Source organism: Pseudomonas sp. NPDC089758, from assembly GCF_044748705.1.
Lineage (GTDB): Bacteria > Pseudomonadota > Gammaproteobacteria > Pseudomonadales > Pseudomonadaceae > Aquipseudomonas > Aquipseudomonas putida_X.
The window spans coordinates 477,036-492,284 of sequence record NZ_JBIVGN010000001.1 but is presented as its reverse complement, the minus strand read 5'-3'; the positions used below and the strand labels follow the sequence as shown (position 1 = coordinate 492,284).

The window sequence follows — 15,249 nt, the reverse complement described above, 5'->3', positions numbered from 1 at the left end:
GCTGTTCGACATGACCGCCATTGAAGGGGCCGGCATCTTGGCCAGTAGGCGCACCCTCAAGAATCGGGGTGGTGCAGCCGTGGGGGCCGCACGGCGGCCCCGGCAATTGTCAAAACGCGTAGCTGGCTTTCAGGCTGCCACTGGCCCCATGGCTGTCACCGCCGCCCAACGCCGCTAGATCGGCGCCAATACTCAGCGCGCCGAGGTTGGCCATCAGGCTCACGCCAGCGTTGAACTGGTCACGATTGTCGAAGGCGGCGCGCTGCTCGATATCCAGCCCCAGCAAGTGGCCCTCGCTTTCGACCTCGTGGTCGCCCAGCGCATGCTCATAGCCCACTTGCACGCCGGGCACCAACTGCCAACGGCCCATGCTGAACGGCATGAAGGACGCCTCGAGTCTGGCCATCGCGCTACGGCGGGTCTGCTGCAAGTCGTCCACCTTTAGCGCCAATTCGCTGCCTTTTTCGCTAAACCCGGCCACGTCCACGTGACTGATGCGTACACCCAGGCTCGGCTCCAGCACCACGTGGTTGGTGTTCAGGCGATAGCCCACGGCCAGGCTGGCACCGGCCAGGGTACCGTGGCTGTCGCCTTTGGCCGTGCCCAGGCCGCCTGTGAGGTCGCGCTTGCTGGAATAGTCGAGGTAGCCGGCGCTGGCATCGGTGTCGATGAACAGGCCTTGTTCCAGACCGCCCGGGGCGAAGCGGGCGCCCAGGCTCAGGAAAGTCAGGTCCGTATCAACCTCGCCGCCTGCGCCGCCAACGTTACCGCTGCTGTAGCCGAAACCTGCGTGGCCGCTGAGCTGCTCGGAGAAGCGCTGGGTCATGCCGATCATCAGGCCTTGGCTGTGTTCGTTGCTGCTGGCGACACTGGAGGAGCCGTCGGTGCCCAGGTAACCGGCCAAGGCGCTGCTCCACAGGCGCGACTGGCCAACCTTCAGGTCGGTACCGTCGGCGAAGGGCGCGGCGGCGCGGTCGATCAGGGCGCCCAGCCGCAGCAGGTAGCTGGCCGCATCGGCATGCACCTGCCCACCCACGGTGGACTCCACGCCGCCCAGCGTGCCGGCATCGATCGCCGACTGCAGGTAATAGTTGTAGGCGCTGTAGGTGCCTGACAGCGACGTGTCCTGCAGTTGGCGCAGCAGTTGCGCGCCCGCCGCGGCGTTACCGAGCAGGCCTGCTTCACCGGGTAACGTGCCATAGCGCACCATTTTACCGCGCAGCACATAGATCGTTTCCTGGGTAAGCCCCAGGCCTTGCTTGAGATAGTTGTCCATGCTGCCGTATGCGGCAGTCACTTCATCCAGGCCGGCCTGCAGGTAGCTGGCCTCGACGCCCAGCAGCGGGGCGTAGACTTCGGCCATGCTGGCCGGCATGGCTGCCAGTGTGGCCGCCACGCGGGCGGCGGTGTAGTCATTGGTGGCGAGGTAGTTGTCCATGATCGTCGCGTCGTCCACGCCGGCGATGCTCAGCAGCACGGCGGCGGTCCAGCCCGTACGGTCCTTGCCAGCGGTACAGTGGAACAAGGCGGCGCCGTCGGCACTGGCCAGCTCGTTGAACAGCACCGAGAATTGCCCACGCATGCCGGCATCGCTGACGAAGGCGCGGTTGGTCTCTTGCATCATGGCGCGTGCCTGGGCAGCGCTGGTGAACGACATGTTGGTGATGTCCGCGCCCGAGGTGGTGCTGCCGATGATGTCGATGTTGGTGTAGCTGGCGCCGGCGGGCAGGGTGTCGGGCGTGGCGGCGATTTCGCTTGGGGTGCGCAAGTCGTATACATCGCTGATGCCAAGGCCGTTGAGCACGGCAAGGTCAGCGGCAGTGGGGGTCAGGGCATTGGTGCGATAGAACACGCCGCTGCGCATCACCCCATCATGACTTGTGCCGTACGCCGATGTGGTGCCGGCGATGTCGCGGAAGTTGTCAATGCCAGTCAGGCGCGGCGTATCGAGCGCATCGGCGGCATGGGCGGCGGAGATTGCGAGTGTGAGCATGGACAGGGAGCAGAACAGACGTTGCAGCACGGCAGAGGCCTCGGAGGGGTATGTGGTGTGGCCACTCTCCGTGGGCAATATGAAACTGAATGTTACATATCAAGGCTGCACGCAAAAGCCTGCGCGATCTGGCCGGGGCCTGCGTTTTCTGTCTGGCCTTGCGGCCGCAGTCAGGCTCCCGGCCGGGTGGTCAGAGCCCCAGGTCGCTGAGCCCCGGATGGTCGTCCGGGCGGCGCCCCAGTGGCCAGTGGAACTTGCGGTCCGCTTCGGCAATGGGCTGCTCGTTGATGCTCGAATGGCGGTTGTGCATCAGGCCATCGGCGGCGAACTCCCAGTTTTCGTTGCCATAGGCGCGGAACCACTGGCCGCTGTCGTCGCGGTACTCGTAGGCATAGCGCACGGCAATGCGGTTGTCGGTGAATGCCCACAGCTCCTTGATCAGCCGGTACTCCAGTTCATGGTTCCACTTGCGGGTCAGAAGGGCCTGAACCTCGGCACGCCCGCGAGGGAACTCGACGCGGTTACGCCACACGGTATCGGGGGTGTAGGCCAACGATACCTTGGCGGCGTCACGGCTGTTCCAGCCATCCTCGGCCAGGCGGACCTTTTCGATGGCGCTTTCGCGGGTAAATGGCGGCAACGGAGGGCGGGACATGGGTAACTCCTTGGCGGTGGTTGGCGTAGAGGAGAGTACTGCCCCCGCTGCAGGGTGGGGAATGGCTGCGACGGGCACTTCATAATTGCGCCCGGTGGAACAATGCAGGGCCCCCGCCAGTGCGCTAAACCGCAGCGCCCAGGGCCTTGTCGGCAGCCTTGCCGCGCCCGCCCAGCCATACCAGTACCAGGGCCACCGACGCCAGCACGCCGCCCGCCATGGGCACTGCTGCATAACCCAGGTCCAGGCTGATCACCGCACCACCCAGGGCCGCGCCAACGGCATTGCCAAGGTTGAAGGCGCCGACGTTTATCGATGATGCCAACCCTGGTGCCTCTATGGCGGCAGTCATGACGCGCATCTGCAAGGGCGGCACCACGGCGAAGGTGAACACGCCCCAGACCAGCAGCGCGATGGCGGCGCCGATGTGGCTGCCCAGTACCAGCGGCATCAGCAACATGATCAGCGCCAGGGTTGTGAGGAAGATGCGCGCAGCGCCGTCCAGCGACCAGTCGGCCAGGCGCCCACCCAGGCTGTTACCCAAGGTGAAGCCGACACCGATCAGCACCAGGCCCAGCGTGATGAAGCTGTCTGAAGCGCCCGTCAGCTCCGCCAGTACCGGTGCTACGTAGGTGTACAGGGTGAACATGGCGCCGGCGCCAAGCACCGTGGTCGCCATCGCCAGCAGCACGCTGGGGCGGGCGATGACCGCCAGCTCTTTGCGCACGTGGGGCACGCTGCCACGCTCACCTTTGGGCAGCGCGTACCACAGGGCGGCCATGGCCAGCAGGCCGAGCACTGCAGTACCGGCAAAGGCCATGCGCCAGCCGACTTGCTGGCCGACCCAGGTCGCCGCAGGCACACCGCCGATATTGGCGATGGTCAGGCCCATGAACATGGTCGCCACGGCACTGGCCTGTTTGTCCTTGGGCACCACGCTGGCGGCCACGACCGCGCCCAGGCCGAAGAAAGCACCATGGTTGAGGCTGGTGACCAGCCGCGACGCGAGCAGGGTGTAGTAGTCCGGCGAGAGTGCCGAGAGCAGGTTGCCGAGGGTGAAGATGGCCATCAGCGCCATCAGTGCGGCGCGTTTGCCAAAGCGGCTGAACAGCAGGGTCATGATCGGTGCGCCGACCATTACGCCGATGGCATAGGCGGTGATCAGCATGCCCGCGCTGGGGATACTGACTTCGACGCCTTGGGCGATCACCGGCAGCAGGCCCATCGGGGTGAATTCGGTAGTGCCGATGCCGAAGGCGCCGATCGCCAGGGCAAACAGAACCCGTTTTGGGGAAAGCGTGCTCATCAGGAGCTCCGATTGAAAGGTCAATGAGCAGTCGCACCGGCCGGGAACGGGCCGGTGCCGACCTGCAGTGGTCATCAGTCCCAGGCGGGCGCCAGGCTATCCGGGCTGACTTCACGGCCATTGCGCTCGAGCGAGGCAATGCGCGCCATGTCCTCGGCATCCAGTTTCAGGCTGCAGGCGAGCAGGTTGCTGGCCAGGTTCTCGCGCTTGGTGGAGGAGGGGATCACTGCGTAACCCAGCTGCATGGCCCAGGCCAGGGCCACCTGGGCGACGGTGGCCTTGTGCGTGCTGGCGATCTCGGCCAGCACCGGGTCCTTGAGCACTTTGCCGTAGGCCAGGGTCATGTACGAGGTGACGGTGATGCCCTGGTCCTTGAGGTAGGCAGCCAGCTTGGCGTTTTGCAGGTAGGGGCTGAGCTCGATCTGGTTGGTGGCGATTTCACCTTGGCCGACCACGTCGATGGCTTGGCGGGTGAGTTCGATGTTGAAGTTGGACACGCCGATCTGGCGGGTCAGGCCGAGTTTCTTGGCGTCGGCCAAGGCGCTCATGTACTCGGCCAGTTCGATGCCATTCCCTGGGGCTGGCCAGTGGATCAGCAGCAGGTCGACGTAGTCGGTGCGCAGTTTGGCCAGGCTTTCGCGCAAGCTGGGGACCAGCCGGTCTGCAGCATAGTTGTCGACCCAGATCTTGGTGGTGATGAACAGCTCGCTGCGCGCTACGCCGCTTTCGGCAATGGCCTGGCCGACATCGGCTTCGTTCTTGTAGATCTGCGCTGTGTCGATGGCACGATAGCCCAGCGCCAGGGCCGACTTGACCGAATCGATGACGGCCTGGCCGGTGAGGCGGTAGGTGCCAAGGCCGAAGGATGGAATGCTCATGGGGCTGCTCCTGCTGAGTGATTGGGGTTGAGCCAGAGCTTAGGTGCCCGGGTGCCCAAGTCGTTCGAATGGGGAGCAGTGTGGGGGTTTTGCAGGCGTTGATTAAGACGGGGCAATGCCAAGGTCTTTTGCGCTGAAATCACGAATCATCCGCTGGCTCGTGAATCAGATGCGGTAAACACCTCTGCTGGGCCAAGCAGGCACGGCCACCCTGCGGTGGCCATGCCGAGTGACGATCAACGGCGGCGGAACAGCGGCAGCGGCTCGTCGGTGGCGGCCTGGTAGGTCACCGAGAAGTCCTTCAGCCCTTGCAGGGCATCTTCCGGGTCCTTGTCGGCACGGATGGCGAAGGCATCGAAACCGCAGCGGGCCATGTAGAACAGTTGGTCACGGAGCACGTCGCCGATGGCGCGCAGCTCGCCCTTGAACTGATAGCGGTCACGCAGCAGGCGCGCATTGGAATAGTTGCGCCCGTCGGTGAAGGCCGGGAAGTTCAGGGCGATGACCTGAAAGTGCTGCACGTCGTCGCCGATCTCTTCCGCTTGTTCATCGCTGTCCAGCCACACGCCCAGGCCACCGTCGCGGGCCTTGAGCAGGTGGGCATGGTCACGCCACAGTTGCAGGGGGACGATGTAGTCGTCGCAGTTGGTCAGCTCGTCGATCGTGGTTTCCTTGGGCAGCAGGTGCCAGGTTTCGTCGACGATCTGATTGTTCTTAATGATTCGCTGCATAGACGCGTTCCTTGAAGGGGTCGATGCCGATACGCTGGTAGGTGTCGATGAAACGCTCTTCCTCGGTACGTTGTTCAACGTACACGGCGATCAGCTTCTCGATCACGTCGGCCATGTCATCCTGGGCGAAGGACGGGCCGAGGATCTTGCCCAGGCTCGCGTCACGTGCGGCGTTGCCACCCAGGGACACCTGGTAGAACTCCTCGCCCTTCTTGTCCACGCCAAGGATACCGATGTGCCCGACGTGGTGGTGGCCGCAGGCGTTCATGCAACCGGAGATGTTCAGGTCGATCTCGCCGATGTCGAACAGGTAGTCCAGGTCGTCGAAGCGGCGCTGGATGGATTCGGCGATCGGGATCGACTTGGCGTTGGCCAGCGAGCAGTAGTCCCCGCCCGGGCAGCAGATGATGTCGGTCAGCAGGCCGATGTTCGGCGTGGCGAAACCACCTTCGCGCAGCTCCAGCCACAGGGCATGCAACTGACGCTGCTCGACGTCGGCAAGAATGATGTTCTGCTCGTGCGAGGTGCGCAGGAAGCCGAAGCTGTAGCGCTCTGCCAGGTCCGCCACGGCGTCCAGCTGCTTGTCGGTGAGGTCACCCGGGGCAACGCCGGTGGGCTTGAGCGACAGGGTCACGGCCACGTAACCAGGGCGCTTGTGGGCACGGGTGTTGCGCGAGCGCCAGCGGGCGAAGCCTGGGTTCTCGGCGTCCTGGGCGCTGTAGTCGACGTTGTCCAGGGCCAGGTAGTCCGGGTCGATGAAGTGGCGCGAAACACGCTGCACTTCTTCTTCGGTCAGGGTAGTGCTGCCGCCACGCAGGTGGGCCATTTCGGCCTCGACCTTCTCGGCAAACACTTCTGGGGTCAGGGCCTTGACCAGGATCTTGATCCGCGCCTTGTACTTGTTGTCACGGCGGCCGTAACGGTTGTACACGCGCAGGATGGCGTCCAGGTAGCTGATCAGGTCCTGCCACGGCAGGAATTCATTGATGAACGAACCGACCACCGGGGTGCGGCCTAGGCCACCACCGACCAGCACACGGAAGCCCAGCTCGCCGGCGGCGTTGCGCACCGGTTCCAGGCCGATGTCGTGCACTTCGATGGCAGCGCGGTCTTCCTTCGAGCCGTTGATCGCGATCTTGAACTTGCGCGGCAGGTAGGCGAACTCTGGGTGGAAGGTGGTCCACTGGCGAACGATTTCGCACCAGGGGCGCGGGTCGATGACTTCGTCTGCGGCCACACCGGCGAATTGGTCGGTGGTGGTGTTGCGCAGGCAGTTGCCGCTGGTCTGGATCGCGTGCATCTGCACGGTGGCCAGTTCGGCAAGGATGTCTGGAATATCTTCAAGTGCCGGCCAGTTGAACTGCACGTTCTGGCGGGTGGAGATATGGGCGTAGCCCTTGTCGTAATCGCGGGCGATCTTGGCCAGGGTGCGGACCTGGCGGGCGTTCAGCTGGCCGTAGGGCACGGCGACGCGCAGCATCGGGGCGAAACGCTGGATATAGAGGCCGTTCTGCAGGCGCAGAGGGCGGAATTCTTCTTCGCTCAGCTCACCGGCCAGGTAGCGGCGGGTCTGATCACGGAACTGCTTGACGCGGTCCTCGATGATCCGCTGATCGTACTCGTCGTATACGTACATAAAAGTCCTGTCTCAGGCTGCATGCAGCTATTCGCGCGCACGGCCGCGCACTCCGGTTCGGAGCGGGGAAACGATATCAGGTTGCGTTTATGCGCTAAAGTGATGTTTTTGCATATGAAAAGAACCAAACGAACTAAGTGAGATTGACTGGCATTTGTCCGTCACTCAGTGCCGCAGGTTTATACTCGTGGGTTTGTTGGTAAGGATGTAACCGCATGCTCAAGGCATTGTGCTACAGCTTGTGCCTGAGCCTGCCGCTGGCAGCCAGCGCTCAGGCCGCTTCGGTGGTGTTCCTCAACCCGGGGCTGCCCGGTGAGACGTTCTGGGCCAGCTACTCGCGCTTCATGCAGGCGGCCGCCGACGACTTGGGCATGACGCTGCAGGTGCAATACAGCGCGCGCAATGCCGAGCGCGCACTTGACCAGGCGCGGGTTGTGCTCAACGGACCGCAGCGCCCGGAATACCTGGTGCTGGTCAACGAGCGATACGTTGCGCCGCAAATCATCCGCTTGGCGCAAGGTAGCGGGGTCAAGCTGTTGATGGTCAGCAACGGGCTGACTGCCAGTCAAGCGGACAGCATTGAGGCTCAGCCCACAAAGTACGGCGCTTTATTGGGAACCTTGACGGCCAATGACGAGCAGGCCGGCTACCAGATGCTGCACCAGATGGTCGCCTTGCTGCCGCGCAGTAACGCGCCTGTGGACCTGGTAGCTTTCGCCGGGATCAAGACCACGCCCGCCTCGCAGTTGCGTGAACAAGGCATGCGCCGCGCCCTGGCCGACTTCCCTCAGGTGCGCCTGCGGCAGGTGGTTTACGGCGGCTGGAACCGGCAGCGCGCCTTTGAACAGGCGCAGCAGTTGTTGCAGCGCTACCCGGATACCCAGTTGGTGTGGTCGGCCAACGACGAAATGGCTTTCGGCGCCATGCGCGCTTTCGAAGCTGCGGGGCGCAAGCCTGGACGAGATGTGGTGTTCAGCGCCATCAACAGTTCCCCCGAGGCCTTGCGCGCGCGCATCGATGGGCGCCTGGGGGTGTTGATGGGTGGGCATTTCAGTCTCGGCGGCTGGGCCATGGTCATGCTGCATGACGATGCCCATGGTGTGGATATCGCTCGGGACGCAAAGCGCGACCATGTGCTGCCTGTGTTGCAGTCGGTCGATCCGCTCAAGGCCAAGCGCTGGCTCAAACTGGCGGAGCAGGACGACTTTGGTGTGGACTTTCAGCGCTTCAGCGCCGAAGGGCGCCCGCCTGCCTACCGTTACCCCTTCCTGACGTCACCTGTCGACTACTGAAAAACCCTGCTTGAGAGAAGGGCATTGCTCGTCTTAACTGCTGGTTGTGAAGTGCATTCCCATAACCACTACAAGAGGCAATGCAATGGGAAATACAACCAAGGCCCGCAAAGCTGACAGCAGCGTCGATGCCTGGGCGATCCTCTGCCTGATCGTCCTGGTGGTGGTCACTGCCGTGTACTGGGTCAGCCACCAATAGCCCTGGCTCCAGACCATGATGCAACCTGAGCCGCCCGCGCAAGGGAATTGCGCGGGCGGGTTGCGTTTCAGCGGGCGGTCAGGTGCAGCGCCAGTTGTACCAGGCCGATCAGGACCAGGATGAACACCAAGGTGAACAGTGCGCCGAGCGCGATGAAATGGCTGGCCTTGCCATGGGTGAAGTCGCGCGCGCGGTTTTTACCGCTCTGTACGCCCAGTGCGGCGGCGAGGATGCTGTGCAGCATCTGCCAGAAGGTAGGGGGTTTGCCTTGGCTGGAATCGTCCATGTTGGCTCCGCAATTCAAGAGGCAATCAGGGACAGTGTAGATGGAAGATGGGGCCGCAAAGCGGCCCCGCACAGGTCAGTTGTCGTAGCCCAGGTTCGGTGCCAGCCAGCGCTCGCTGACGCTGACATCCTGGCCCTTGCGTGCGCTGTAGCTGTCGATCTGGTCCTTGTCGACCTTGCCCACGGCAAAGTACTGCGCCTGTGGGTGAGCGAAGTACCAACCGCTGACCGCGGCGGCCGGGAACATGGCGAAGTGCTCGGTAAGGAACACGCCGCTGGGGCCGGTTTCACCGATGGCCGTGCCATCGAGCAGGCGGAACAGCGTGGCTTTTTCGGTATGGTCCGGGCAGGCCGGGTAGCCTGGGGCAGGACGGATGCCGCGGTACTGTTCCTTGATCAGTGCTTCGTTGTCCAGGTGTTCGTCACGCGCATAACCCCAGTGCTCTTTACGCACCTGCTCGTGCAGCCACTCGGCGCACGCCTCGGCCAGGCGGTCGGCGAGGGCCTTGACCATGATCGAGCTGTAGTCGTCGCCCTTGTCCTGGTAAGCCTTCGCCACTTCCTCGGCACCAATGCCGGCGGTGGTGATGAAGCCCCCCATGTAGTCGGTGACGCCGCTGTCCTTTGGCGCGACGAAGTCGGCCAGGGAGAAATTCGGCTTGCCATCGGGCTTGATGGTCTGCTGGCGCAGGTGGTGCAACGTAGCGAGGGTCTGACCATTGTCGCCGTAGACCTGAATATCGTCATCGGCAACCTGGTTGGCAGGCCAGAAACCGAACACGGCGCGCGCGCTGATCAGCTTTTCGTCGATCAGTTTGTCGAGCATCTCGCGGGCATCGTTGTACAGCGAGGTCGCCGCTTCACCCACCACTTCATCGGTGAGGATGCGTGGGAACTTGCCGGCCAGGTCCCAGGAAATGAAGAACGGCGTCCAGTCGATGTACTCGGCCAGGGTGCGCAGGTCGATGTTGTCCAGCACCTTGACGCCTGTGAAGGCAGGGGCGGCCGGCTGATAAGCGGCCCAGTCGTACTTCGGCTTGGCCGCCACTGCCTGCGCATAGCTCAGGCGCTCGGTGCGGGCACTGCGGTTGGCAGTGCGCTCACGCACGTCGACATAGTCCAGGCGGGTTTTTTCAACGAAGTCAGGCTTGAGCTCCTTGGACAGCAACTGGGTGGCCACACCCACTGCGCGGGAGGCGTCGGTCACATAGATCACTGCATCGTTGCTGTACTTGGGCTCGATCTTGACTGCCGTGTGGGCCTTGGACGTGGTGGCCCCACCGATCATCAACGGCAGCTCGAAGCCCTGGCGCTGCATTTCGCGGGCAACGTGAACCATCTCGTCCAGTGACGGAGTGATCAGGCCGGACAAACCGATGATGTCGCACTTCTCGTCGCGGGCGGTCTGCAGGATCTTCTCTGCCGGTACCATCACGCCGAGGTCGACGATGTCATAGCCGTTGCAGCCCAGGACCACGCCGACGATGTTCTTGCCGATGTCGTGCACGTCGCCCTTGACCGTCGCCATGAGAATCTTGCCCTTGGCTTCGGGCTTGTCACCTTTTTCGGCCTCGATGAACGGGATCAGGTGGGCCACGGCCTGCTTCATCACCCGCGCCGACTTGACCACCTGCGGCAGGAACATCTTGCCCGCACCGAACAGGTCGCCAACCACGTTCATGCCGCTCATCAGCGGCCCTTCGATGACTTCGATCGGGCGCGCACATTGCTGGCGGCACTCCTCGGTGTCTTCGACGATGTGTGCGGTGATGCCTTTGACCAGCGCATGTTCCAGGCGCTTGCCTACCGGCAGTGAGCGCCAGGCCTCGTTTTCGACTTCCTTGGTGGCACCCCCGCCTTTGTAATCATCGGCGATGGCCAGCAGCGCATCGGTACCTTCAGGCGTGCGGTTGAGCACCACGTCCTCGACCCGCTCGCGCAGCTCGGCCGGGATCTCATCGTAGATTTCCAGCTGGCCGGCGTTGACGATACCCATCGTCAGGCCGTTGCGGATGGCGTGGAACAGGAACACCGAGTGGATCGCCTCGCGCACCGGGTTGTTGCCGCGGAACGAGAACGACACGTTGGACACGCCGCCCGAGCTCAACGCATAGGGCAGGTGGTCACGGATGTAGGCGCAGGCCTCGATGAAATCCACGGCATAGTTGTTGTGCTCTTCGATGCCGGTAGCGACGGCGAAGATATTGGGGTCGAAAATGATGTCTTCCGGCGGGAAGCCGACTTCATTGACCAGGATATCGTAGCTGCGCTGGCAGATTTCCTTCTTGCGGGCGGCGGTGTCGGCCTGGCCGACCTCGTCGAAGGCCATCACCACCACGGCCGCGCCGTAGCGTTTGCACAGGCGAGCGTGATGCTTGAACTGCTCGACGCCCTCTTTCATGGAGATCGAGTTGACGATGCCTTTGCCCTGGATGCATTTGAGGCCCGCTTCGATCACCTCCCATTTGGACGAGTCGATCATGATCGGCACGCGAGAGATGTCTGGCTCGCCTGCAATCATGTTGAGGAAACGGACCATGGCAGCCTGGGAGTCGAGCATCCCTTCGTCCATGTTGATGTCGATCACCTGAGCACCGGCCTCTACCTGCTGCAGGGCGACTTCCAGCGCTTCGGTGTAATTCTCTTCGCGGATCAGCCGGGCGAACTTGGCGGAGCCGGTGATGTTGGTGCGCTCACCGACGTTGACGAACAGCGACTGGCGATCGATGGTGAACGGCTCCAGGCCCGACAGCCGGCAGGCCTTGGCGATCTGCGGAATCTGGCGTGGTTTGTATTTGCCCACGGCCTCGGCGATGGCCTGGATGTGCCCGGGCGTGGTACCGCAGCAACCGCCGATGATGTTGAGGAACCCGCTGGCTGCGAACTCCTCGACTACCGCAGCCATCTCGGCCGGGGTTTCGTCGTACTCGCCGAAGGCGTTCGGCAGGCCGGCATTGGGGTGGGCAGACACGTGGGTGTCGGCTTTGGTCGACAGCTCTTCGAGGTAAGGGCGCAGGTCCTTCGCGCCCAGTGCGCAGTTCAGGCCAACGGAAATCGGCTTGGCATGGCGTACCGAGTTCCAGAATGCTTCGGTGGTCTGGCCGGACAGGGTGCGGCCCGAGGCATCGGTGATGGTGCCGGAGATCATGATCGGCAGTTCGATGCCGTCATCTTCGAACACCTGCTGCACGGCGAAGATCGCCGCCTTGGCGTTGAGCGTGTCGAAGATGGTCTCGATGAGGATCAGGTCGGCGCCACCCTCGATCAGGCCGCGGGTGGCCTCGATGTAGTTCTCCACCAGTTCGTCGAAGGTGACATTGCGGTAGCCGGGGTCGTTGACGTCTGGGGAAATCGAGCAGGTGCGGCTGGTGGGGCCGAGCACGCCGGCAACGAAACGCGGTTTGTCGGGCGTTTCCAGGGTCTTGGCATCCGCCACCTGGCGGGCGATGCGCGCGCCCTCGACGTTCAGCTCGTAGACCAGCGACTCCATGCCGTAGTCGGCCTGGGAAATCTGCGTGGCGTTGAAGGTGTTGGTTTCCAGAATATCGGCGCCGGCGTCCAGGTACGCCTTCTCGATGGCAGCGATGACATCGGGGCGGCTGAGCAGCAGCAGGTCGTTGTTACCTTTAACATCGCTTGGCCAATCGGCGAAGCGCGTGCCACGATAGTCGTGTTCCTCGAGGCGGTAACTCTGGATCATAGTACCCATGCCGCCGTCGAGGATCAGGATGCGCTCATTGAGTGCGTGCTGGAGTGCTTGGAGACGAGCGCTGCGGTCGGACATAGGAACTACCTGGTCGGGCAAATATCAGAAGGTGCGGAATCATAACAAAGCTGCGCGGTTTTTAGGCGCACCGGCCATTCGCATGAATTTCGTTCATGTTGCGCCATGAAGCACCCACGCTCGACCAGGCAAAAACGTGATGGCTTTTCTAGAACCCAGGACTTTCGGCACATGGTGCATCGTTTTCTTGTCGGCGCTCTCGCGCTGCTGCTCAGCAGTGTCGCGCTCGCACAAGCCCCCCAATCGAGCGCGGTAATTTCCTACACCCGGGATATTCAACCGATTTTCACCGAGAAGTGCGTGGCCTGCCATGCCTGTAACGACGCTGCTTGCCAGTTGAAACTGGAGAGCCCGGAAGGGGCTGTGCGCGGTGCAACCAAGGTACCGGTGTACCAGGGTGAAAGGAGCAAGGCAGTCCCGACCACGCGGCTTTTCTACGACGCGCACAGCGAAGAGCAGTGGCGCAAGAAGGGCTTCTATTCGGTGCTCGACAGCCAGGGTAGCCAGGCTGCGTTGATGGCCCGCATGCTGGAGCTGGGGCACAAGGCCCCGCTTACCCCCAACGCCAAGCTGCCCGACGACATCGTCCTGGGGCTTGAGCGCAACAACATGTGCCCATTGCCCCATGAGTTCGATGCCTACGCCGGCGCCCACCCCAAAGAGGGTATGCCACTGGCTGTCACCGGCCTGACCGACAAGCAATACCAGACCCTGCAAGCGTGGCTGGCGGCAGGTGCGCCGGTCGAGTATCAGCCCATTCAACCCAGCGCGGCCGAGGCAAAACAGATCGCCGACTGGGAAGAACTGCTCAATCGACCAGGCTCTACCGAGGCCTTGGTGGGGCGCTGGCTGTACGAGCACCTGTTCCTGGCGCACATCCATTTCGTCGGTGGCGAGCAGGGCCACTTCTTCCAGTGGGTGCGTTCGCGCACGCCCAGCGGCCAGCCGGTCGACGTGATTGCCACGCGCCGCCCCAACGATCCGCCGGGTACCGACTTCTATTACCGGTTGATTCCAGTGCAGGGCGTGATCGTGCACAAGACCCACATCACTTACCCGATGGGGCCGCAAAAGCTCAAGCGCGTGAAGCAGTTGTTCTATGCCGGTGACTGGCACGCCAGTGCGCTGCCAGGCTATGGGCCGCGCCACCGCGCCAACCCGTTCGAGACCTTCGAGGCGATCCCGGCGGTGGCGCGCTACCAGTTCATGCTGGATAACGCCGAGTACTTCGTCCGCACCTTCATTCGCGGGCCGGTGTGCCGTGGGCAGATCGCTACCGATGTGATTCGCGATAACTTCTGGGCGCTGTTCCAGGAGCCGGCGCACGACCGCTACATTACCGATGCTGCGTACCGTGGCCAGGCCACACCGTTGCTCGCCATGCCGGGCCAGATCGACGACGTGGGCAGTGTGCTCAACCTGTGGCATGCCTATCGTGACAAGCGCAACGAGTATGAAAAGCTGCGTCGCCAGGCCTACGCCGAAATGCCAGCGCCTGGCTGGTCGACCCTGTGGGCCGGCAACGACAATGCGCTGCTCAGCATCTTCCGCCACTTCGACAGCGCGTCAGTGACCAAGGGCCTGGTCGGCGATGTGCCGCTGACCCTGTGGCTGTTCGACTACCCGCTGTTCGAACGTACCTATTACCAGTTGGCGGTCAATTTCGATGTCTTCGGCAATGTCTCGCACCAGTTGCAGACGCGGCTGTATTTCGACTTGATCCGCAACGGTGCCGAGGTCAATTTCCTGCGCCTGATGCCGGCGGATGAGCGTGGTGCAATTCTCAGCGACTGGTACCAGAACGGTGGCAAGGTGAAGATGTGGCTCGACTATGAAGACATCGACACCGACACGCCAAGCGGCATCAGGCTCGACCCGCGCGACCCCAAGCGTGACTTCGGTCTCAAGCTGCTGCAACGCACCGGCAGCCTGAATGCCGCACCTGACCCGATCAACCGGTGCCAGGGTGCCTATTGTTCGCGGCCGCAGATGAACGAAGAATTCCGTAACGTCGAGCAGTCGCTCAGCCGCCTGGTATCTCGCCCGGCCGCGGGCCTGAAGGTGATCGATCAGTTACCGGAAGCCACGATGTTGCGCATCGAAGGGCAGGGCGGTCAGCGCCAGGTCTACAGCCTGCTGCGCAACCGTGCCCACAGCAATGTCGCGTTCCTGCTGGGCGAGGCCGCGCGCTACCAGCCGGGGCTCGATACCCTGACCCTGTACCCCGGGGTGCTCAGCAGTTACCCGAACTTCATCTTCAACATCCCGGCGGCAGATGTGCCAGAGTTCGTCGAAGACATGGAATATGCGCGCGATGATCCGGCCAGGTTCGAACGTATCGTCATGCGCTGGGGCGTGCGCCGCAGCCACCCGCAGTTCTGGCGTTACTTCCACGACCTGAGCGCCTATATCAAGGAAACCCAACCGTTGGAGGCCGGGGTGCTGGACATGAACCGCTACGAGAACCTCTGATCGGTTGAGCTGACCTTT

Annotated in this window: 10 protein-coding genes; 2 read left to right on the top strand and 8 right to left on the bottom strand. The window is 63.0% G+C overall.

What is annotated here, in order from left to right; genetic code table 11:
- Window positions 1–109: 109 nt before the first annotated feature.
- The 6 genes from ACIPZH_RS02390 to ACIPZH_RS02365 all read right to left on the bottom strand — a co-directional run bounded on the left by ACIPZH_RS02390 (window position 110) and on the right by ACIPZH_RS02365 (window position 7,199).
- The gene (locus ACIPZH_RS02390) at window positions 110–2,023 is read right to left on the bottom strand and encodes a tyrosine-protein phosphatase (RefSeq protein WP_400634933.1); all 1,914 of its coding nucleotides are present in this window, start codon (window positions 2,021–2,023) and stop codon (window positions 110–112) included.
- 160 nt (window positions 2,024–2,183) lie between these two features.
- Window positions 2,184–2,648, bottom strand: coding sequence for a DUF1348 family protein (locus ACIPZH_RS02385; protein WP_241803345.1), 465 nt, complete (start codon window positions 2,646–2,648; stop codon window positions 2,184–2,186).
- A 124-nt stretch (window positions 2,649–2,772) separates the two neighbouring features.
- Window positions 2,773–3,954, bottom strand: coding sequence for an MFS transporter (locus ACIPZH_RS02380; protein ID WP_400634931.1), 1,182 nt, complete (start codon window positions 3,952–3,954; stop codon window positions 2,773–2,775).
- Window positions 3,955–4,028: 74 nt separating this feature from the next.
- Window positions 4,029–4,832: a 2,5-didehydrogluconate reductase DkgB gene (gene dkgB / locus ACIPZH_RS02375; RefSeq protein WP_400634929.1), complete on the bottom strand. Its 804-nt coding sequence runs from the start codon at window positions 4,830–4,832 to the stop codon at window positions 4,029–4,031.
- A 236-nt stretch (window positions 4,833–5,068) separates the two neighbouring features.
- Complete coding sequence (locus ACIPZH_RS02370) at window positions 5,069–5,563, bottom strand: DUF934 domain-containing protein (protein WP_241803348.1); 495 nt, start codon at window positions 5,561–5,563, stop codon at window positions 5,069–5,071.
- Entirely contained in the window at window positions 5,547–7,199 is a 1,653-nt protein-coding gene (locus ACIPZH_RS02365) for a nitrite/sulfite reductase (RefSeq protein WP_241803349.1), read from the bottom strand. The genes ACIPZH_RS02370 and ACIPZH_RS02365 overlap by 17 nt, the downstream gene beginning before the upstream one ends.
- Before the next feature lie 215 nt (window positions 7,200–7,414).
- Between ACIPZH_RS02365 and ACIPZH_RS02360 the strand changes: the two genes are divergently transcribed.
- Entirely contained in the window at window positions 7,415–8,491 is a 1,077-nt protein-coding gene (locus ACIPZH_RS02360; RefSeq protein ID WP_400634927.1) for an ABC transporter substrate-binding protein, read from the top strand.
- Window positions 8,492–8,757: 266 nt separating this feature from the next.
- On the opposite strand, the gene ACIPZH_RS02355 is transcribed toward ACIPZH_RS02360, so the two are convergent.
- Window positions 8,758–8,976, bottom strand: coding sequence for a DUF2970 domain-containing protein (locus ACIPZH_RS02355; RefSeq protein WP_241803351.1), 219 nt, complete (start codon window positions 8,974–8,976; stop codon window positions 8,758–8,760).
- A gap of 75 nt (window positions 8,977–9,051) precedes the next feature.
- Entirely contained in the window at window positions 9,052–12,759 is a 3,708-nt protein-coding gene (gene metH / locus ACIPZH_RS02350; RefSeq protein ID WP_400634926.1) for a methionine synthase, read from the bottom strand.
- Between the two features lie 171 nt (window positions 12,760–12,930).
- Here metH and ACIPZH_RS02345 point away from each other — a divergent pair, with 171 nt between their 5' ends.
- Window positions 12,931–15,231, top strand: a complete 2,301-nt coding sequence (locus ACIPZH_RS02345; protein WP_400634924.1) for a fatty acid cis/trans isomerase — start codon at window positions 12,931–12,933, stop codon at window positions 15,229–15,231.
- Window positions 15,232–15,249: the final 18 nt, after the last annotated feature.